The organism is Tepidibacillus sp. HK-1 (genome assembly GCF_001748485.2).
GTDB lineage: Bacteria > Bacillota > Bacilli > Tepidibacillales > Tepidibacillaceae > Tepidibacillus_B > Tepidibacillus_B infernus.
Genome location: NZ_BDGM02000019.1, coordinates 1 through 19,857 on the forward strand (window position 1 = coordinate 1; position 19,857 = coordinate 19,857).

Consider the following 19,857-nt stretch of genomic DNA (forward strand, 5'->3'; position numbering starts at 1 on the left):
TGACGGCGGAGGGGATACACTCGTTCCCATCCCGAACACGATCGTTAAGCCCTCCAGCGCCGATGGTACTTGGACCGAAGGGTCCTGGGAGAGTAGGACGTTGCCAGGCAATAAAAAAAGCTAACCATGTGGTTAGCTTTTTTTATTGGCTTTGTTAAAAGATAAGAAAGTATAACTTTCTTGCACTTGTCATTTAGGGGTTTGTATATTCCATAAGTTGCGACTTTCAAAAGTGCCCTTCTCTCCTTAATCTTTATTCATAGAAGGGCACGGATGACGGAGCACGATGGAATATACAACCTTTTCTTATGAAAGTCGAAGAAAGTTATTGTGTTTTGAAAGCTAGGGGAGTAAAAAACGTTAAGTTGTTATATAATGAGAAATAATAAATGCACTTTTCTTCTTTAAGAAAGGAGTATATAAATTGAACAATGAAGTGGATACTATCATCTTTGATTTTGATGGAACATTATTTCAGACAGAAAAATTAGTGATTCCATCATTTGAGAAAACCTTTGCAAGATTGGAAGCTGAAGGGTATTACATAGGGAAAAAATTTAGTGAAGAGGAATTATTATCTGTTATAGGAAAGACATTAGAAGATATATGGCAAACATTATTACCTCATCTTTCCTTAGAAGCACATAAAAAAGCAAATGATTATATGCTCCATTATGAGATTGAGGGAGTAAGCGAAGGATACGGAGCTTTATACCCTCAAGTCATTGAGACTTTATTACAATTAAAAAATCAAGGTTATCGGTTGTTTGTTGCCAGTAATGGGCTAGAAACATATATTAAAGAACTTGCAAAAGCTTTTCGTATTGATCATTATTTTGAAGCAATGTATAGTGCTGGCGAATTTGAAACAAAGAGCAAAAATGATTTAGTAAAAAAACTGGTTCAAGATTATTCGATTGAAAATGGAGTAATGGTAGGAGATCGACAATCTGATGTTGAAGCAGGTAAAACGAATAAGCTTTTTGTGATTGGATGTGATTTTGGCTTTTCATCTAAGGATGAATTAAAAAATGCAGATGTGGTCATTCAATCCTTTGATCAAATTTTGGCAGTGTTGAATGGCTAGAATCAATCAAACAAGTGAAGGGTGTAAAAGAAGTATATCTTGGTTAAAATACAGAGTAGTATTCTGCTCTGTTTTTTTTATATAACCAATGCTTCAAAGATGAAAAGTTCGAGTAACTTTTAGGGAATTGGCAAAATACAAAATAGATATTATAATATAAATAAAGGTCAAAGTTAGTCAAAGTCAATTTTATTTCGATTGGAGGATAGAATGAGGAATATATCTGACATCATTGAACAATTTTTAAAAACCGCTCTTGAATTTAGTGACGACGGGGTTATTGAAGTTCAAAGAAGTGAACTAGCAGAAAAATTCCAAGTTGTTCCCTCCCAAATTAACTATGTAATCAGTACCCGTTTTTCACTAGAAAAAGGATTTTCTGTTGAAAGTAAAAGAGGTGGTGGAGGTTACATTAGGATAAAAAAGTTAGAAATTGAATCAAACGATTCTTTTTATAAGGCTTTAAATAAATTGATAGGGTCAGAAATTGCTCAATCACAAGCGATTACTATAATAGAAAGATTAAAAGAAGAAAAGATTATTAATGAAAATGAGTATTCCATCATAAAATCAATTATTAGTAGAGAAGTACTAAGTTTACCATTACCAATACGTGATCAAATCCGTTCAAATATACTAAAGGCAACATTAAGGGTTATTTTTTCGAAATAGAAGGAGGGAAGTTGAATGCTTTGCGAAAATTGTGGGGAAAAACCAGCAACACTTCACTTTACCAAAATTATAAATGGACAAAAGAACGAAATGCATTTATGTGAGCAATGTGCAAAGGAAAAAGGAGAAATCATACCTACTGATACAAATGTTTTTTCATTTCCCCAGTTACTATCAGGATTATTAAATTTTGACCAAATGGTACATGGTCATTCTCCAAATACATCTATGGATCCTTTACGTTGTAAAAATTGCGGTTTAACTTTTAATCAATTCAAAAAAACGGGTAAGTTTGGATGTAGTGACTGTTACCAATATTTTGAGCCTCAATTGGAACCCATTTTTAGACGAATCCATGGCAATAGTCAGCATAGTGGCAAAGTTCCTACTCGTACAGGGGGAAAAATAAAATTAAAGAAGGAACTTCGAGAATTAAAGGATCAACTTCAAAAAAAGATAGCTTTAGAGGAATTTGAAGAAGCGGCAAAAATTAGGGATAAAATTAAAGAACTTGAGCTCAAACTTACGGAAAGACGGGGTTGAGGCGAAATGTCATTAGATCGATTTTTAAGAAATCCAATAAGTGAATGGATGAGTGGTGCTGGACCTGAATCAGATATTGTGATCAGTAGTCGATTACGTTTAGCAAGAAATTTAAGAAATCATCCTTTCCCTTTGTTAGAAACTGATTCTGAAGCGCGAGCAGTAGTTGATGAAATCAGTAGGGCTTTGAACCAAGAAGCAATAAAGAAAATTAGTAAATTTGAATTAATTGAAATAGAACATTTAAGTGAGCTACAAAGAAGGGTTCTGGTAGAAAAACATTTAATCAGTCCAAATCTAGCTCATGAATCCCGTAGAGGGGCTGTATCGCTAAGTGAAAATGAAGCAATTAGTATTATGATCAATGAGGAAGACCATCTTAGGATTCAATGTTTATATCCGGGATTTCAAATTTATGAGGCTTGGAAAATGGCAAATCAAATAGATGATTTATTAGAGCAAAAGCTTGAATATGCTTTTGATGAGAAAAGAGGTTACTTGACCAGTTGCCCAACAAATGTAGGTACAGGAATTAGAGCATCTGTTATGCTTCATTTGCCGGCATTGGTTATAACGGGACAAATCAACCGAATCATCTCTGCTATTACTCAAGTAGGATTAACCGTTAGAGGGATATATGGTGAGGGAAGTGAAGCACTAGGTAATCTATTTCAGATATCCAATCAGATTACCTTAGGACAAACGGAAGAGGATATTATTGATAATTTACAAGGGGTCGTTAACCAAATTATCGACCATGAAAGACAATTTAGAAAAAACTTGCTTCTGGAATCTAAAACAAAGTTAGAAGATAGGGTTGGAAGATCCTATGGTATTTTATCTTATGCAAAAATAATGGATTCTAAGGAAGCAATGCAACGATTGTCAGATGTAAGGCTAGGAATAGATTTGGCGATGATTAAAGGTGTTTCATCAACAATATTAAATGAATTGATGGTATTGACTCAACCAGGTTTTCTACAATTGGATGCCGGTGATGTCCTAACACCAGAGGAAAGAGATGTGCGTAGAGCTACAATCATTAGAGAAAGATTGACTAAAAGGTAAAAAGAAGGAGGAAAAAATCATGATGTTCGGACGCTTTACTGAAAGATCACAAAAGGTTTTAGCATTAGCTCAAGAAGAGGCAGTTAGACTTGGGCATTATAATATAGGAACTGAACATATTTTATTAGGGTTAGTTAAAGAGGGAGAAGGAATTGCGGCAAAAGCTTTGCAATCTTTAAATATCAGCTTAGAAAAAGTTCAAGCTGAAGTTGAGTCCTTAATAGGTAAAGGCCAAGGGAAACCTATGACCATTTCCTATACGCCTAGAGCAAAGAAAGTAATAGAGTTATCAATGGACGAAGCTAGGAAATTGGGACATACTTATGTGGGAACTGAGCATATCTTATTAGGGCTTATCCGTGAAGGAGAAGGCGTAGCAGCAAGGGTACTAAATAATTTAGGTGTTAGCTTAAATAAAGCTAGGCAACAAGTATTGCAATTACTTGGAAACACAGAGGCGGTTTCATCGCATCAGCCGCATCACGCTAACCATAATACCCCAACTTTAGATTCTTTAGCGAGAGACCTTACTTTTATTGCGAAAAATGGTGAATTAGACCCTGTGATTGGTAGAGAAAAGGAAATTGAACGTGTGATTCAAGTATTAAGTCGAAGAACAAAAAATAACCCAGTTCTGATTGGAGAACCTGGAGTTGGGAAAACAGCAATTGCAGAAGGGTTGGCTCAGAGAATCGTAAATAATGAGATTCCTGAAACATTAAGGGATAAAAGAGTGATGTCACTAGACATGGGGACTTTAGTAGCCGGAACAAAATATCGTGGTGAGTTTGAGGATCGGCTAAAAAAGGTAATGGAGGAAATTCGACAAGCCGGTAATATCATTCTATTTATCGATGAACTTCATACGCTAATAGGAGCAGGTGGAGCAGAAGGGGCTATTGATGCCTCAAATATTCTAAAACCTGCCTTAGCTAGAGGTGAGCTGCAAGCAATCGGTGCAACAACTTTGGATGAGTATCGTAAATATATTGAAAAAGACGCTGCGTTAGAGCGTCGTTTTCAACCCATTATGGTTGATCCACCAACTGTTGAAGAAACAATACAAATCTTAAAAGGATTAAGAGATCGCTATGAAGCACATCATCGGGTGAAAATTTCTGATGAAGCAATTGAACAAGCGGTGAAATTATCTGATCGATATATCACTGATCGTTTCTTACCAGACAAAGCAATTGATTTGATTGATGAAGCTGCTTCAAAAGTTCGCCTTCATAGCTATACAGTCCCACCAAATTTAAAAGAATTAGAGGAAAAATTAGCCGAAATCAAAAAGGAAAAGGATTCTGCTGTACAGAGTCAGGAATTTGAAAAGGCAGCTTCTTTAAGGGATAGAGAACAACAACTAAAAGAAGAATTAGAAGTAACCAAAAATAAATGGAAGGAACAGCAGGGACGTACAGACACAGAGGTCTCTATTGATGATATTTCTCATGTGGTTGCTAGCTGGACAGGGATTCCTGTAACAAAAATGGCTGAAGAAGAGACAGAACGATTATTAAAAATGGAATCGATATTACATGAAAGAGTTATCGGTCAAGAAGAAGCAGTTAAGGCAATTTCTAGAGCGATTCGAAGAGCAAGAGCAGGACTTAAAGATCCTAAAAGACCTATTGGTTCATTTATTTTCCTTGGACCAACAGGGGTTGGAAAGACTGAATTAGCAAGAGCATTAGCTGAAGCGATGTTTGGCGATGAGAATGCAGTCATTCGTATTGATATGTCGGAATATATGGAAAAACATGCAACCTCTCGTTTAATTGGGGCACCTCCAGGATATGTTGGTTATGAAGAAGGTGGGCAATTAACTGAAAAGGTTAGAAGAAAGCCATACTCCGTCGTTTTACTTGATGAAATAGAAAAAGCTCATCCAGAAGTCTTTAATATTCTATTGCAAGTTTTAGAAGATGGTCGTTTAACAGATGGTAAAGGAAGAATGGTTGATTTTAAAAACACAGTAGTGATTATGACATCCAATGTTGGCGCCGAGATGATTAAGAAAGACACTGGATTAGGATTTACAACGAGAACAGCAGAAGATGATTATAAAAATATGAAGAATCGAGTTATGAGTGAGTTAAAACGTAACTTTAGACCTGAGTTCTTGAACAGAATTGATGAAGTGATTGTTTTCCATGCACTTTCAAAAGAGGATATTAAGGAAATTGTTACTCTTATGGCCAATCAGTTGCGTGAAAGGTTAAAAGAACAAGGAATTGATTTTATACTAAATGAAGGAGCGAAAGAGTTCTTAGCAAAAGAAGGATATGATCCTAATTTTGGTGCTCGACCTTTGCGTAGAGCCATTCAAAAGCATATCGAAGATAAACTTTCTGAGGAACTTTTAAAAGGAAATATTAAGAAAGGTGACGTTGTAACGATAGATGTTGAAAATGATGCTTTAGTCGTTAAAAAGTAATTTTTTTAAAAGTGTTATGAGGACTCTATTTAAGGGGTCCTTTTCTCTTATCGTTGTAGTTCGTAATTAAATACGGTATGATATATAAATAGTAGATATAAAAATGGGGAAATTTAGATGAGTAAAATAAAAAGTAAATATATATGCCAAGAATGTGGATATGAAAGCCCAAAATGGATGGGAAAATGTCCAGGTTGTCATCAATGGAATACTATGGTAGAGGAAATAGAACAGAAAACATCTAGTCCAAATCGTTTACAAATTTCCTGGTCTTCCTCCCCACAATCAATATCTGGAATAAATGTTGAAGAAGAGCCAAGAATAAATACAAATATAGAAGAATTAAATCGTGTTTTAGGTGGAGGAATTGTACCAGGTTCCCTAATCTTGGTTGGTGGAGATCCTGGTATAGGAAAATCCACTTTATTGTTACAATCATCGCAAAGCATTGCTCGTTCAGGAAACCGTGTCTTGTATGTTTCGGGTGAAGAGTCAGTGAAACAGACGAAATTGCGAGCAGAACGTTTAGGGGTTCATGCAGAAGAGTTATGGGTATTAACTGAAAATCAATTAGAACAAATTGAAGCTCATATAGACAAGACCAATCCTATGATCGTTATTATTGATTCGATTCAAACAGTTTATCATCCACAGATCACTTCAGCCCCAGGAAGCGTAGCACAAGTTCGTGAATCGACAGCACACCTAATGAGGATTGCCAAATCAAAAGGTATCGCCATTTTTATTGTTGGTCATGTCACAAAACAAGGAGAAATTGCCGGACCCAGATTATTAGAACATATGGTAGACACTGTTTTATATTTTGAAGGGGAAAGACATCATACCTATCGAATTCTAAGGGCAGTCAAAAATCGTTTCGGATCCACCAATGAAATGGGTATATTCGAAATGAAGGAGGAAGGTCTAATCGAGGTTAAAAATCCTTCCGAATTATTTTTATCTGAGCGTCCAATGGGAGTCGCAGGTTCTTCTGTTGTTGCAAGTATGGAAGGGACTAGACCTGTGCTAGTAGAGGTACAGGCTTTATTATCACCTACTAGCTTTGTAACTCCTAGAAGAATGGCTACTGGGGTCGACCAACAACGTGTGGCTTTAATTATGGCAGTTTTAGAAAAAAGGTTAGGTATGTTTTTGCAAAATCAGGATGCTTTTGTTAATATCGCTGGAGGGGTAAAAATAGGAGAGCCTGCCATTGATCTCTCAATAGCAGTAAGTATCGCTTCTAGCTTTAGGGACAGAGCGGTTCAGTCACATGACGTATATATAGGTGAAATTGGTTTAACTGGTGAGGTAAGAGGGGTATCAAGAATTGAGCAAAGAGTTCTTGAAGCTAAAAAATTAGGCTTTAATCGGATTATCATACCCTTTAATAATATAAAAGGCTGGAATATTCCTTCAGGGGTCGAAGTGCTTGGGGTTAAAACCATTGCGGAAGCTCTAGATATTGCTTTGGGAGGGTAAGGCATGACTAAAGAGATAAAAAGAGAAGAATTTATGAGCAGTGTTTTAAAATTAGTTGCACCTGGAACCCCCTTTAGAGAAGGGTTAGAAAATGTTCTTAGGGCAAAAACTGGCGGGTTGATTGTCGTTGGATATAGTAATGAAGTAATGGATATCGTAGATGGGGGATTTTCCATCAATTGTGACTTTACGCCTGCCCACCTATACGAATTGGCGAAAATGGATGGAGCGATTATTTTAAGTGATGATTTGAAAAGGATTTTATTTGCTAACACCCATTTAAATCCCGATACTGCTATTTCTTCAAGTGAAACAGGAATAAGGCATCGAACAGCGGAAAGGGTTGCAAAACAAACAGGCCATTTGGTCATTTCTATTTCACAAAGAAGAAATGTCATCACCTTATATCAAGGTAATTATCGTTATGCTTTAAAAGATATTGGTGTTATTTTAACGAAAGCAAATCAAGCGATACAAACACTAGAAAAATATAAATCTGTTTTGGATCAGGCTCTTACGAATTTATCAGCTATGGAATTCGAAGAATTAGTCACTTTAAATGATGTTGTATTGGTCATACAAAGAATTGAAATGGTTCAGCGAATAAAATCTGAAATTGAGCGATTTATCAATGAATTAGGAACAGAAGGTCGTTTGATTAGCATGCAGCTTGAAGAATTGGTAGCAAATATTGAAAATGAAGCGTACCGTTTAATGAAAGACTACCATAAAGAGCAAAATGAAGAAGAAGTTAAACGTGTCTTAACTGAGTTAAAGAAATTAACTCCAGATGAATTATTGGAAAGCCAAAATATTGTTCGTTTACTTGGATATACAGGTAACATCAATATTCAAGAAGAACCTGTTTCTCCTAGAGGTTTCCGTATATTAAGTCGAATTCCAAAGTTGCCAAGTCCAATTATTAACAATTTAGTAGAGCAATTTTCTCAATTATCAAGAGTGATGATGGCAACAATTGAAGAATTAGATGATGTTGATGGAATTGGTGAGGTTCGAGCTAGGGCGATTAAAGAAGGACTCAAGCGAATCCAGGAACAAGTCTTCATTGATCGACATATTTAAACTCTATTGAGGTGAGATTGTGAAACATCATGCTTTGATTAAGGAAGGACTACCTACACTTGGTATTCTTTTGATCTTAACTGGCGTCTTATATGAAATCCAATCTTGGTTATCATTGATTGGGATTGGTCTTATCTTATTTGTTCTTTACTTTTTTAGGGATCCTAAGCGAGAATCACCTATCAATGATGAATTAGCCATCATGGCTCCTGCAGATGGGGTGATTACAGATATTCGTGAAATTGAAGAAACATCATTCATGAAGCAGAGGGCTATCTGCATAAGTATTTTTATGAGCCCATTAGATGTTCATATCAATCGTAGTCCAATTTCAGGTGAAGTTAAATTTATAGAGTACAAAAAAGGCAAATTTATCCCTGCCACAAGACCTGAAAGCCATGTAGTAAACGAAAAAAATTTTATAGGGATAGAAAATGAAAAAATGAAGGTACTCGTTGTTCAAATCGCTGGAATTATGGCAAGGCGAATTGTAAATTGGTCAAAATTAGGGCAAAAAATTAAAAAGGGTGATAAAATAGGAATGATTAAATTTAGTTCTGGAACACAACTTTATTTACCTGTTAAGACAGAAATTGTTGTAGAAAAGGGGGATAAAGTTTATTCTGGAAAAACGATGATCGGGAGGTATTTAGAATGATTAATCGCATACTTCCCAGTCTATTTACGGTTGGGAATTTATTTTTGGGAATCATTTCAATCATTTTAGCATTTCAGGGAGTACCGGAATATGCTGCAATCATGGTGATTATTGCCATGTTACTAGATGGTTTAGACGGTAGAATTGCTCGGGTTCTTAACACACAGAGTGAATTTGGAAAGGAACTGGATTCTCTTTCAGATGTTATTTCCTTTGGAGTTGCTCCAGCTTTTATCATGTATGTAGCTGTTATACATGATCAAGGCCCTTTAGGTTGGCTTGTGACAGCTATATTCCCAATTGCAGGTGCATTAAGACTTGCTCGCTTCAACGTTAAGGCTGGAATACCAGGCTATTTTATTGGTTTGCCAATTACCGCTGCTGGTGGAGTTTTGGCGACAATTACCCTATACCATGAGGTTTTTTCACCAGTCGTTTTATCTTTAACGATGATTTTTCTATCTTATTTAATGGTCAGTAATATTAAATATCCTAACTTTAAAAAAGTTGGAATTCCTAAAGCAGCTTATTGGATTACCCCTGTTATTATTCTTTTAGTTGTCATAATAGCGGTGAAGTATCCAACTGAATTCCCTAAAATTGTCTTTTTACCATTAGCTTTATATGCGATTTACGGGATTCGAAAAGGATTTTCCAAAAAAAAAGATCATTTGACTGATGATGAGTTAGAATCTGAACTTAAATAGAGGAAAGAACCATTCATAAAAGACTTATTTTATATAGGTCTTTTTTCTTTTTTTTTTTTGAAACTATTTATGATTGTTGAACGTATAGAGTAGTATTTTAAAAAAATAAATTTTATGTTTGAACTATATTGACTTACAGCTACATAGTATGCTAATATAATAATTTTAAATTTGACACTATAATTAAAATGTGATAAAATGGAAACGTATTTCTAAGCCGGGGGTGACGAATATTGTTTAATGTTGGGGATAAAGTGGTGTATCCGATGCATGGCGCAGGTGTAATAGAATCTATTGAAGAGAAGGAAATTCTAGGTGAAAAAAAGAGATATTATATCATGCGTATCCCTATTGGTGATATGAAAGTGATGATTCCGATGAATAATGTTAGTGAAATCGGTCTTAGACAGGTAGTAGATGAAAAAGAAATCGATCACGTAATGGACATACTTAAAAACCACCAAAAAGATAATACGGCAAATTGGAATCGTCGCTACCGGGCAAACTTGGATAAAATGAAAAGTGGAGATATTTATGAAATAGCAGATGTTGTACGTAATTTAATGTTAAGAGATCAAGAAAAAGGATTATCCACTGGTGAAAAGAAAATGCTGGAAAATGCAAAACAAATTCTGATAAGTGAACTTGTGCTTGCAAAGGAACTAAAACAAGAAGAGGCATTTAAGTTATTAGAAAATATTATTTCTGAGAAAGACGCGTCTTTTTGACGCTTTTTTTCTACAATGGAACGTTAATATGATAAATAAAGTAATTTGAGGTTTGTTTTTCTTTGGAATGTTAATACTGGAAAAAGGAGGTGAAGAAATGTTGAAAAGAGCATTTCAAATATTTTTTATTTTTCTTGGAGGAACATTAGGTTTTCTTTACATGCCTGATTTGATACGTTTGCTCCGAAATGATTTATTTGGTTTAAATGAAGTCGTCTTATCAATCATAGGTATGGTTTTTGGTGCACTCATTTTATATTTATCAACAGCTTGGTTTATGGATACCATCATCGTATGGGTTCATAAAGGGGAGGAACTGATATTAAAGATTCCTATTATTGATTTTTTATTTGGTATGATTGGAATGATATTGGGGCTTATTGTTGCTGCTTTACTTTCCCAAGCGATTAATATTATCCCTATTGTTAATGTGGTTGTTCCTATTTTCCTTTCCGTTTTCTTAGGATATTTTGGATTTAGACTCGGATTTAAAAAACGAGATGAGATCGTTTCTATCCTTTCTTTAGGGAAACTAAACAAGGATAAAACTTATAAAAAAGAGCAAGTCCCAAAATACGAACACAAGATTCTGGATACAAGTGTTATTATCGATGGGAGAATAGCAGATATTTGTAAAACTGGTTTTATTGAAGGGATTCTAGTTATTCCTCATTTTGTACTAGAAGAATTACAGCATATTGCAGATTCTTCCGATACTTTAAAACGAAATAGAGGGCGACGTGGTCTTGATATTTTAAATAAGATTCAAAAAGAATTAGATATTAATGTGGTTATTTACGAAGGAGATTTTGAGGAGATTCAAGAAGTAGATAGTAAACTTGTAAAATTAGCAAAGGTTCTAGAGGGAAAAGTAGTAACCAATGATTTTAATTTAAATAAAGTTTGCGAGCTACAAGGCGTACCTGTACTTAATATCAATGATTTATCTAATGCAGTGAAACCTGTGGTACTACCTGGTGAAGAATTGAATGTTCAAGTGATTAAGGATGGAAAGGAATATAACCAGGGGATTGCTTATCTTGATGACGGAACAATGATTGTGGTTGAAGGCGGAAGAGAATTTATTGGGCATCATATTGACGTTTTAGTCACAAGCGTTTTACAGACTTCAGCAGGTAGAATGATTTTTGCAAAACCCAAATTATTAGAAAAGGCGTTATAGGTGATTGGTACAATGAAATGTGGAGTGCTTATCCCAGCTGCTGGGCAAGGGAAAAGAATGGGGCTTGGTTTTAACAAACAATTCTTTCATTTGAATGGCAAACCTATTCTTATTCATACTTTAGAACGGTTTTATCAAAAACCATGGATCGATGAAATTATACTTGTCGTTAATCCTAGAGAAAAAGAATTAGTTCAGCAATTATTACGGGAATATCATATTTCGGTAGATGCAATCGTAGATGGAGGAGCCGAAAGACAAGAAAGTATCGATCATGGCCTAGCATTTTTACACTCAGAATGGGTAATGGTGCATGATGGTGCAAGACCATTCCTGAAGGAACAACATATAAAAAATCTAATAGATAAGGTTCAAATCTTTGATGCTGTTGTATTAGGTGTTCCCATCAAAGATACGGTAAAAGTGATTGACGAATCAGGTATCATTATCAATACGCCTGATCGTAAGAGCTTGTGGGCAATACAAACCCCACAAGCTTTTCGTCTGTCTATTTTAAAAGAAGCATATAAAAAAGCAAAAGCTGATCTTTTTATTGGTACAGATGACGCCTCTTTAGTCGAAAGACTTGGCGTGAAAGTACATGTTCTTGAAGGTGATTATCAGAACATTAAAATTACCACACCTGAAGATCTTTTGATTGCTAAAGCGATATCAGACCAATGGAGTGAAGAGAATTGATAAGAATTGGACAAGGCTTTGATGTTCATCAATTTGTGGGAAATAGGAAATTGATTATAGGTGGTGTACATATCCCTTATGACAAGGGTTTATTAGGTCATTCTGATGCTGATGTACTGCTTCATGCATTAGCAGATGCGATATTAGGAGCATTAGCAAAAGGAGATATTGGGCGATGGTTTCCCGATCATGATCCAACAATTAAAGGGATTGATAGTAAAGAGATATTAAGAAAGGTTTGGCAGTACGCAACAGAAGAAGGCTTTACAATAGAAAATGCGGATATGACAATTATTGCGCAAAAACCTAAAATGGCAGAACATATCCCTAAAATGAAAGAAATTATTGCTACTATCTTAGAATGTGAAATAAACCAAATCAATATTAAAGCTACCACAACGGAAAAATTAGGATTTACAGGTAGGGAAGAAGGAATTGCTGCACAAGCAGTCGTTTTATTATCAAAATGGTGATTGGAAATAAAGATTATGCTATGATAAAACATGCATAAATAAATATGAAGGAAGGGATTCTTCATGTCAGATCAAGTAAGGGTAAGATTTGCACCAAGTCCAACAGGACATTTACATATAGGAAGTGCTCGTTCAGCTTTATTTAACTATCTATTAGCAAGAAGAAAAAATGGCCGATTTATTATCCGGATTGAAGATACCGATCAATCTCGAAATGTAGAGGGTGCAGAAGAAAAACTTTTGGCTAGTTTAAAATGGCTTGGATTAGATTGGGATGAATCAGTCGATATAGGTGGAGAGTATGGGCCGTATCGTTCAATGGATCGCTTAGATATATATCGTAACCATGTAGATATATTATTAAAGCAAGGTCATGCATACCATTGCTATTGTACATCTGAGGAATTAGAAGTAGAAAGGCAAAGTTATATCGAAAAGGGAGAGACACCAAGATATTCAGGGAAGTGTAGACTATTAAGCCCTGAACAAAAAGAGACATATGAAAAAGAAGGAAGAAAGCCTAGTATTCGTTTTCACGTACCTGAAGACCAGATTTTAAAGGTAAATGATGCTGTACGTGGAGAAGTAGAGTTTGATTCGAATGGGATTGGCGATTTTGTTATTGTAAGGCCAGATGGAATTCCAACCTATAATTTTGCTGTAACCATTGATGATCACTTAATGAAGATCACCCATGTTATTCGTGGGGAAGAACATCTATCCAATACACCTAGACAATTAGTTATTTATCATGCCTTTGGTTGGGATATCCCACAATTTGCCCATGTTTCTCTTATCCTTAATCAAGACCGGCAAAAAATGAGTAAACGTGATGAATCGATTATTCAGTTTGTGGAACAGTATAAAACACTTGGTTTTTTACCTGAAGCGATTGTAAATTTTGTCGCATTACTTGGATGGAGTCCTGAAGGGGAAGAAGAAATCCTTTCAAAGGAAGAAATGATCGCACAATTTACATTAGAAAGGGTTTCCAAGAGTCCTGCAGTTTTTGATGTAAACAAATTATATTGGATGAATAATCACTATATTAAAATGGCATCATTAGAGCGAATATATGATTTGTGTCTTCCTCATTTACAACAGGCCGGATTACTTCCAGAGAAGTTAAATGAAGAGCAAGAACATTGGGTAAAAACCTTAGTTGGACTCTATCAGGATCAATTGAATTATGCGAAGGAAATCGTTGATTTATCTACGGTGTTCTTTGAAGAAGATGTTCAATATGGAACAGAAGAACAAGCTATACTTGCTGAGAGCCATATTCCGGTTATAATGGAAGCATTTTATAAACAATTAGATGAATTGACTGAATACCAACCAGAAACGATTCAAGCCGCATTAAAAAGCGTTCAAAAAGAAACAGGGTATAAAGGTAAACAATTATTTATGCCTATCCGAGTTGCTGCAACAGGATTAATGCATGGAAGAGATCTTCCTCAAACCTTATACTTATTAGGAAAAGAGAAAGTTTTAAAACGTATTAGTCGCTTCTTGACAACAAGGCATGAAAAATAGAGAATAAGAATAAAATAGGGTAGAAAACTATAGAATTGCGATGAGAAAGAGAGTAAATGATTAATTGTCTTAAGAGAAAACTTCCTAGGCTGAAAGAAGTTTGTCAATCAATCATTGAAATGCACTTTTGAGCATTGGGCTGAAATATAAGTAGGTTTCAACGGGTCCCCCGTTATCGGAATAAAAGTGAGGATGTATTATTTATACATTCTAAACAGAGTGGAACCACGGATATACCGCCTCTGTGCCTAGGCATAGAGGCGGTTTTTTTTTAAAAAGCAGAGAAAGCATAACTTTCTTTCAATATCCATGGTACCCCGCAAAAGTAATCGGAATACTCTTCGATGGAGGTCGTCACATTTTTGACTATTTAGTTATAACGTGTGAGGTGAGAAGGTATGTGGGAGAGAATAAAGGAAGATGTCCAAAATATAAAGGAAAAGGATCCAGCTGCTGGGGGGTTCTGGGAGGTAATGCTCACTTATTCTGGGCTTCATGCCATATGGTATTACCGATTTGCCCATTATTTATGGAATCATCACTTCCGTTTATTGGCTAGAATCGTTTCAAATTTTGCCCGGTTTTTGACTGGAATTGAAATTCACCCAGCTGCCAAAATAGGAAGGAGATTATTTATTGATCATGGATCAGGTGTCGTTATAGGTGAAACTTGTGAAGTCGGAGATGATGTGACAATCTATCAAGGGGTTACATTAGGTGGTACTGGAAAGGAAAAAGGGAAAAGGCATCCAACGATCGGCAATCATGTTTTAATTGCCTCAGGAGCCAAAATATTAGGGTCGATGAAAATAGGCGACTATTCAAAGATTGGGGCAGGCTCTGTCGTCTTACGTGAAGTTCCTCCTCATTCTACGGTTGTTGGCATCCCTGGTAGAATCGTAATCCAAAATGGGATGAGGATAAAAGATGAGCTAGACCAAGTTCATTTGCCTGACCCAATCGCAGATATGATCCGTTCGATGCAAACGCAAATTGATGAATTGAAAAGAGAACTTGATAAGCTTAAAGGTGGGAAATAAAATGATACAAATTTATAATACTTTGACTCGAAAAAAGGGTGTGTTTAAACCAATTCAAGAAGGGAAAGTCAGCATGTATGTATGCGGACCGACGGTTTATAACTTGATCCACTTAGGTAATGCTAGACCATTGATTGTATTTGATACAGTACGTCGTTATTTAGAGTATAAAGGTTATGAGGTAAACTATGTTCAAAATTTCACTGATATTGATGACAAAATTATCAATAAAGCGAATGAACTTAAAAAGGAAGTAAAAGAGATTTCTGAAGGTTTTATTCAAGAATTTTTAGTGGATGCCAAGGCATTAAATATCAGACAAGCGAATGTTAATCCTAAAGTAACAGAAAATATAGATGAAATTAAAAACTTTATACAGGAATTAGTCAATCAAAATGCGGCTTATGAAAAAGAAGGAGATGTCTATTTTAAAACGGAAGCATTTGAGGGATATGGTAAGTTATCTAATCAATCAGTAGATGATTTACTGGTTGGGGCTAGAATTGAAATTGGAGAGAAAAAAATGAATCCCTTAGACTTTGCCTTATGGAAGTCTGCTAAACCAGGAGAAACGTCATGGCAAAGTCCATGGGGGAAAGGAAGACCTGGATGGCATATTGAATGCTCTGCTATGGTTAAAAAGTATTTGGGTGAAACCATTGATATTCATGCAGGTGGAGCAGATTTAATCTTTCCTCACCATGAAAATGAGATCGCTCAATCAGAAATGTTAACCCATAAGCCATTAGCAAACTATTGGATGCATAATGGTTATATTAATATTAATAATGAAAAAATGTCAAAGTCACTTGGTAATATTTTGACCGTTCGTGAATTAATCGAACAATATGAACCAATGGTATTAAGGTTCTTAATCTTAAGCGTTCATTATAGGCACCCCATTTCCTTTTCGGAGGATTTACTTATTCAAGCTAAAAATAGTGTGGATAGAATTAAGATATCTATAGATAATTTACTACATCGTCTAGAAATAGAGGAAAACGATCATTTATTAGAAGAAGAGATGAAACAGGTTGTTGAGGAATTAAAAGTGAGATTTGAAAAAGAAATGGATGACGATTTTAATACAGCAAATGCCATTACTGTCTTATTTGATTTAATGAAACAAATAAACATTTATATTCAACAAGAAAAAGTAAGCAAACAAACCATGATAGTAATGCTAGACATCATGAAAACTTGGTTAAACATTCTTGGTTTAGAGCCGTTACTTATAGAGGGAACAAAAAGTAGCAGTGAGGATTGGATCGAAGAATTGATCGAGGAAAGAAATATAGCTAGGAAGAATAAAAACTGGCAAAGAGCTGATGAGATAAGAAATCAATTATTTGAAAAGGGTATTCTTTTAGAAGATACTCCTCAAGGAGTAAGATGGAAAAGGAAATGATTATGAAGATGGATCGGAAGCCACTAAATCCTAAAGAAATGAACGCTTTAACCTTAGCTTATATGGGTGATGCAGTCTATGAACTGTACATTAGAGAATTTATCCTCTCTAAAGGTGGAAAACCTAATGTACTGCATAAGCAAGCAATTTCCTATGTATCAGCAAAAGCCCAATCAAGGGTACTTCATTATATTATGCCATTATTAACCGAGGAAGAAGCAGATATTGTTAAGCGTGGCCGTAATACAAAATCATCTACAGTTCCTAAAAATGCAAATGTCATTGAATATCGACATAGTACTGCTTTTGAAGCACTAATTGGATTTCTATATTTATCTCATCAAATAGACCGCCTAGAACAAATTGTTTTTGAAGCGATCCAATATAATGACAAAAGACAAGATGGTGAAGAAAATGGACAAAAATGATAATCTTTTTATTATGGGAAAAAATCCGGTCATTGAAGCATTACAATCAGAGCGTTCCATCAACAAAATCTATATCGCTGAAGGGACTCAAAAAGTAGCGATGAACAAAGTGTTAGTCATGGCAAAGGAACGAGGTATTATCACACAATTTGTTCCTAGGAGAAAATTGGATCAAATGGCGGAAACAACCGATCATCAAGGGGTTATTGCCTCTATTGCAGCTTATCGATATGAAGATTTTCAAAATCTACTGCAAAAGGTTAAAGAAACCAATGGAATCCCTTTTTTTGTTATGCTAGATGAGATCGAGGATCCTCATAATTTAGGCTCAATCCTAAGGACAGCGGATGTAGTAGGAGTAAATGGGATCATCATTCCCAAAAGAAGGTCTGTTGGTTTAACTGCAACAGTGGCTAAAACCTCAGCAGGTGCAATCGAATATGTGCCTGTAACAAGGGTAACCAATTTAGCGCAAACCCTTGATCAATTAAAAGAAGAGGGTTTTTGGGTGGTTGGTACAGATGCATCAGCAAAACAATCTTTCACCGAAGTGGATTATCAGATTCCTATTGTGTTAGTCATTGGTAGTGAAGGTAAGGGGATGTCCCGGCTCATTAAAGAAAAGTGCGATTTTATCGTAAAATTGCCTATGAAAGGACATGTTAACTCTTTAAATGCTTCTGTTGCTGCGGCCATTATGATGTTTGAAGTATACCGAAATCGAGGTTTCTAACTTCTGGGGGAAATTTCATGGAAGAAATTCTGATCATCGACGGATACAATATCATAGGAGCTTGGGCAAATTTAAGGGAATTAAAAGATCAAGGGCGATTAGAAGAAGCTAGGGATGAACTGTTAAATTGGTTAACAGAATATCAAGCTTATACTGGCAGAAAGATAATTGTTGTTTTTGACGCACATCAAGTTCCTGGGGAAGGGAAAAAGTACCAATATAAAAGGATTACGATCTACTATACCAAAGAGAATGAAACAGCTGATGAATTAATAGAAAAGTTGGTTAAAAAGTTGGATCACCGAAGAAGGCAGATTTATGTTGCTACCTCTGACTATACAGAACAAAGAGTTATTTTTGGACAAGGAGCCTTAAGAATCTCTGCTAGAGAGTTAAGGATTGAAAAAGAATCAATGATGGACTCAGTAAAAAGAAATGTTGAAAAACAAAATAAAGAATTAAAACGTAATATTTTTTCATCGCTTGATGATGAAATGATGAAAATTTTAGAAAATTGGCGTAGGGAAAAATAGGGTTTTATTGACGATTCTAGATTACATAATATATAATGTGGTATACGATTATAAATTGTACGACCGAACAGTAGAATAATCGGAGGGATCGCGGTGAGTGTCAACCTCGAGGAGAAGAAGCTATTAGCTCGATATGAGCATATAGTAGATGAAGATTTAGTGGATTATATCCATGCTGGAGACCACGATGCGCTTGAGTATCTTATACATAAGTATAAGCATTTTGTGCGAGCAAAAGCGCGATCTTATTTCCTTATTGGTGCTGATCGGGAGGATATTGTTCAAGAAGGAATGATTGGTTTATATAAATCGATAAGAGATTATCGAGGAGACAAACTCACCTCTTTCAAGGCATTTGCCGAATTGTGTGTAACCAGACAAATTATTACCGCAATTAAAACAGCTACAAGACAAAAACATATTCCCCTCAATTCATATATTTCGTTGGACAAGCCAATTTACGACGAAGATTCTGATCGCACATTACTCGATGTGATTTGTACTAACAAATTGATGGATCCGGAAGCATTAGTCATTAATCAAGAAGAATTTGATGATATTGAAGAAAAATTAGGAGAAATTCTAAGCGATTTGGAACGTCAAGTCTTAAGATTATATTTAGATGGCCGTTCTTATCAGGAAATTGCTGAAGACCTTAATCGACATGTTAAATCGATTGATAATGCATTGCAAAGGGTAAAAAGAAAATTAGAGCGTTATCTTGAAGGAAGAAATGAAATTCATATCTAATTTTTTAATCAGAAGGGCTTCAGATAAGCCCTTTTTCTATATAGTATAAAAAATCTTGACATCAAAATTCGATTGTGATAAAGTATTTGAGGTAACCATGCAAATACACATTTATGATGTGCAAATGATGCCGTTAAGGATTATTTAATATGGTGACTGAAAGATCGAACGTGGGAGGTGTACAACCATGCGGGTTATAGTAACATTAGCTTGCACCGAATGCAAACAACGCAACTATACCACAAATAAGAATAAGCGAAACAATCCTGACCGCATTGAAATGAAGAAGTATTGCAAGTTCTGTAATGATCATACATTACATCGCGAAACTCGATAATGGGGGTGCGGTTATGGGATTTCTCAACAAAATCAAAAACGGATTTACTTCAACAATAGATTTTATTCGTGATGGGATACGTGAGCTTAAAAAAGTTCGCTGGCCTAATCGAAAAGAGTTGGTTAGTTACACGACGATTGTGGTTTCTACTGTCGTTTTCGTAACAGTCTTCTTTTTTGTGGTTGACTTAGGGATTTCTTCATTGTTGCAACTAATAGGGTTAGGAAAGTAATTGCCTGAAAAGGGAGGGTATGGACAAGCGTCCAATCGTA

The 19,857-nt window shown here is 35.5% G+C and carries 22 protein-coding genes, 1 rRNA gene and 1 other annotated feature; all 23 genes read left to right on the plus strand.

Translation table 11 applies throughout. The features are described from left to right. Positions 1 to 109 (plus strand): 5S ribosomal RNA (rrf, locus tag BEN26_RS10320); the annotation flags it as partial. A 315-nt stretch (positions 110 to 424) separates the two neighbouring features. Then, the gene (locus BEN26_RS10325) at positions 425 to 1,087 is read left to right on the plus strand and encodes an HAD family hydrolase (protein WP_069799592.1); all 663 of its coding nucleotides are present in this window, start codon (positions 425 to 427) and stop codon (positions 1,085 to 1,087) included. 210 nt (positions 1,088 to 1,297) lie between these two features. Further along, positions 1,298 to 1,759, plus strand: a complete 462-nt coding sequence (locus BEN26_RS10330; RefSeq protein WP_069799590.1) for a CtsR family transcriptional regulator — start codon at positions 1,298 to 1,300, stop codon at positions 1,757 to 1,759. A 15-nt stretch (positions 1,760 to 1,774) separates the two neighbouring features. Further along, positions 1,775 to 2,302, plus strand: coding sequence for a protein-arginine kinase activator protein McsA (mcsA, locus tag BEN26_RS10335; RefSeq protein WP_068727133.1), 528 nt, complete (start codon positions 1,775 to 1,777; stop codon positions 2,300 to 2,302). 6 nt (positions 2,303 to 2,308) lie between these two features. Continuing rightward, complete coding sequence (gene mcsB, locus BEN26_RS10340; protein ID WP_069799588.1) at positions 2,309 to 3,370, plus strand: protein-arginine kinase McsB; 1,062 nt, start codon at positions 2,309 to 2,311, stop codon at positions 3,368 to 3,370. A gap of 19 nt (positions 3,371 to 3,389) precedes the next feature. After that, a complete protein-coding gene (locus BEN26_RS10345; RefSeq protein ID WP_069799586.1) occupies positions 3,390 to 5,807 on the plus strand; it encodes an ATP-dependent Clp protease ATP-binding subunit in 2,418 nt (805 codons plus the stop codon). Between the two features lie 117 nt (positions 5,808 to 5,924). Next, positions 5,925 to 7,289 carry a DNA repair protein RadA gene (gene radA / locus BEN26_RS10350; RefSeq protein WP_069799584.1) on the plus strand — a complete coding sequence of 455 codons (1,365 nt, stop codon included), beginning with the start codon at positions 5,925 to 5,927 and terminating at the stop codon, positions 7,287 to 7,289. 3 nt (positions 7,290 to 7,292) lie between these two features. Next, a complete protein-coding gene (gene disA, locus BEN26_RS10355) occupies positions 7,293 to 8,372 on the plus strand; it encodes a DNA integrity scanning diadenylate cyclase DisA (RefSeq protein WP_068727141.1) in 1,080 nt (359 codons plus the stop codon). Positions 8,373 to 8,391: 19 nt separating this feature from the next. After that, positions 8,392 to 9,030, plus strand: coding sequence for a phosphatidylserine decarboxylase family protein (locus BEN26_RS10360; RefSeq protein ID WP_220126427.1), 639 nt, complete (start codon positions 8,392 to 8,394; stop codon positions 9,028 to 9,030). Then, the gene (pssA, locus tag BEN26_RS10365) at positions 9,027 to 9,737 is read left to right on the plus strand and encodes a CDP-diacylglycerol--serine O-phosphatidyltransferase (RefSeq protein WP_181482271.1); all 711 of its coding nucleotides are present in this window, start codon (positions 9,027 to 9,029) and stop codon (positions 9,735 to 9,737) included. The genes BEN26_RS10360 and pssA overlap by 4 nt, the downstream gene beginning before the upstream one ends. A 233-nt stretch (positions 9,738 to 9,970) precedes the next feature. Further along, positions 9,971 to 10,465, plus strand: coding sequence for a CarD family transcriptional regulator (locus BEN26_RS10370; RefSeq protein ID WP_068727149.1), 495 nt, complete (start codon positions 9,971 to 9,973; stop codon positions 10,463 to 10,465). Positions 10,466 to 10,562: 97 nt separating this feature from the next. Beyond that, positions 10,563 to 11,648 (plus strand): PIN/TRAM domain-containing protein, encoded by a 1,086-nt coding sequence (locus BEN26_RS10375; protein WP_068727152.1) that lies wholly within the window; start codon positions 10,563 to 10,565, stop codon positions 11,646 to 11,648. A gap of 12 nt (positions 11,649 to 11,660) precedes the next feature. Continuing rightward, on the plus strand, positions 11,661 to 12,347 hold the full coding sequence (ispD, locus tag BEN26_RS10380) for a 2-C-methyl-D-erythritol 4-phosphate cytidylyltransferase (protein WP_069799578.1): 687 nt from the start codon (positions 11,661 to 11,663) through the stop codon (positions 12,345 to 12,347). Further along, complete coding sequence (ispF, locus tag BEN26_RS10385; RefSeq protein ID WP_068727157.1) at positions 12,344 to 12,820, plus strand: 2-C-methyl-D-erythritol 2,4-cyclodiphosphate synthase; 477 nt, start codon at positions 12,344 to 12,346, stop codon at positions 12,818 to 12,820. Before ispD ends, ispF begins: the two co-directional genes overlap by 4 nt. A gap of 63 nt (positions 12,821 to 12,883) precedes the next feature. Further along, positions 12,884 to 14,356 carry a glutamate--tRNA ligase gene (gltX, locus tag BEN26_RS10390; RefSeq protein WP_069799575.1) on the plus strand — a complete coding sequence of 491 codons (1,473 nt, stop codon included), beginning with the start codon at positions 12,884 to 12,886 and terminating at the stop codon, positions 14,354 to 14,356. 31 nt (positions 14,357 to 14,387) lie between these two features. Further along, positions 14,388 to 14,603: a binding site (T-box leader), on the plus strand. A 151-nt stretch (positions 14,604 to 14,754) separates the two neighbouring features. Then, positions 14,755 to 15,396, plus strand: a complete 642-nt coding sequence (cysE, locus tag BEN26_RS10395) for a serine O-acetyltransferase (RefSeq protein ID WP_068727161.1) — start codon at positions 14,755 to 14,757, stop codon at positions 15,394 to 15,396. Between the two features lies 1 nt (position 15,397). Further along, positions 15,398 to 16,804 (plus strand): cysteine--tRNA ligase, encoded by a 1,407-nt coding sequence (gene cysS / locus BEN26_RS10400; protein ID WP_069799574.1) that lies wholly within the window; start codon positions 15,398 to 15,400, stop codon positions 16,802 to 16,804. Further along, a complete protein-coding gene (locus BEN26_RS10405) occupies positions 16,801 to 17,232 on the plus strand; it encodes a Mini-ribonuclease 3 (protein WP_304650439.1) in 432 nt (143 codons plus the stop codon). Before cysS ends, BEN26_RS10405 begins: the two co-directional genes overlap by 4 nt. Then, positions 17,219 to 17,965: a 23S rRNA (guanosine(2251)-2'-O)-methyltransferase RlmB gene (rlmB, locus tag BEN26_RS10410; RefSeq protein ID WP_069799570.1), complete on the plus strand. Its 747-nt coding sequence runs from the start codon at positions 17,219 to 17,221 to the stop codon at positions 17,963 to 17,965. The genes BEN26_RS10405 and rlmB overlap by 14 nt, the downstream gene beginning before the upstream one ends. Before the next feature lie 17 nt (positions 17,966 to 17,982). Beyond that, positions 17,983 to 18,498 carry an NYN domain-containing protein gene (locus BEN26_RS10415; RefSeq protein WP_069799568.1) on the plus strand — a complete coding sequence of 172 codons (516 nt, stop codon included), beginning with the start codon at positions 17,983 to 17,985 and terminating at the stop codon, positions 18,496 to 18,498. A 93-nt stretch (positions 18,499 to 18,591) separates the two neighbouring features. Next, positions 18,592 to 19,248 (plus strand): RNA polymerase sporulation sigma factor SigH, encoded by a 657-nt coding sequence (gene sigH / locus BEN26_RS10420; protein WP_069799566.1) that lies wholly within the window; start codon positions 18,592 to 18,594, stop codon positions 19,246 to 19,248. Between the two features lie 187 nt (positions 19,249 to 19,435). Further along, positions 19,436 to 19,585 carry a 50S ribosomal protein L33 gene (gene rpmG, locus BEN26_RS10425; RefSeq protein ID WP_082732547.1) on the plus strand — a complete coding sequence of 50 codons (150 nt, stop codon included), beginning with the start codon at positions 19,436 to 19,438 and terminating at the stop codon, positions 19,583 to 19,585. A gap of 13 nt (positions 19,586 to 19,598) precedes the next feature. Then, positions 19,599 to 19,817, plus strand: coding sequence for a preprotein translocase subunit SecE (gene secE, locus BEN26_RS10430; RefSeq protein WP_068727173.1), 219 nt, complete (start codon positions 19,599 to 19,601; stop codon positions 19,815 to 19,817). Positions 19,818 to 19,857 lie beyond the last annotated feature (40 nt).